The 1,046-nt window shown below is 53.0% G+C and carries 1 protein-coding gene and 1 pseudogene; one reads left to right on the top strand and one right to left on the bottom strand.

What is annotated here, in order from left to right; all coding sequences use genetic code 11:
- Window positions 1–609, top strand: a 609-nt coding sequence (djlA, locus tag R7Z41_RS24390) for a co-chaperone DjlA (RefSeq protein WP_318141690.1), incomplete at its 5' end; no start/stop codon positions are given.
- Between the two features lie 62 nt (window positions 610–671).
- Here the strand turns inward: djlA and dtpD are convergent.
- Window positions 672–1,046 (bottom strand): annotated as a pseudogene (gene dtpD, locus R7Z41_RS24385) (dipeptide permease DtpD); the annotation flags it as partial.

Here is a 1,046-nt window from a genome sequence, read left to right as displayed (position 1 = left end):
GGTCGCGTCACGGAGGCTGATATTCATATCGCCAGCCAGTTGATGGACCGAATGAATCTTCATGGCGCTTCCCGTACTGCGGCGCAAAATGCGTTCCGGGTGGGAAAATCAGACAATTACCCGCTGCGCGAAAAGATGCGCCAGTTTCGCAGTGTCTGCTTTGGTCGTTTTGACTTAATTCGTATGTTTCTGGAGATCCAGATTCAGGCGGCGTTTGCTGATGGTTCACTGCACCCGAATGAACGGGCGGTGCTGTATGTCATTGCAGAAGAATTAGGGATCTCCCGCGCTCAGTTTGACCAGTTTTTGCGCATGATGCAGGGCGGTGCACAGTTTGGCGGCGGTTATCAGCAGCAATCTGGCGGTGGTAACTGGCAGCAAGCGCAGCGTGGCCCGACGCTGGAAGATGCCTGTAATGTTTTGGGCGTGAAGCCGACGGATGATGCGACCACCATCAAACGTGCCTACCGTAAGCTGATGAGTGAACACCATCCCGATAAGCTGGTGGCGAAAGGTTTGCCGCCTGAGATGATGGAGATGGCGAAGCAGAAAGCGCAGGAAATTCAGCAGGCGTATGAGCTGATTAAGCAGCAGAAAGGGTTTAAATAAGTTTCAAACTGTAGGCCTGATAAGACGCGTCAAGCGTCGCATCAGGCATCGGTGCTGGCCTATTAAGACTCCAGCGCCAGCGCGCGGTTTCTGAATTTCAGCGCCTGATACAGCCAAATCATCAGTACCAGTCCTACACACGCCAGTGCGCCCCAGGTAATTTGATCAAATACTTCAATATATGCATTGATGGAGTAGTTGATCGCCCCGGAAGCATCAAACGAAGCCTGCGATGTCTGATCGGCAATCACGCCCGCCAGATAGTTCGCGATCGCGCCAGAAAGCAGCATGTAGATGCCGGTTAATACGCCGGTCACACCGGGGATTTCAATGCGCGTAATTTGCGACATGGCAACCGGGTCGATAAACAGTTCCGCAAAGCCCATCACCGCCAGGCCTAATACCATCAGTGGCAGAGAAGAGTGACCATACATTGC

This window comes from Vibrio sp. 1457 (assembly GCF_033340195.1).
GTDB classification, from domain to species: domain Bacteria; phylum Pseudomonadota; class Gammaproteobacteria; order Enterobacterales; family Vibrionaceae; genus Vibrio; species Vibrio alginolyticus.
Note: the sequence above shows the minus strand (reverse complement) of the source record. Positions and strands in the feature narration are given on the sequence as shown.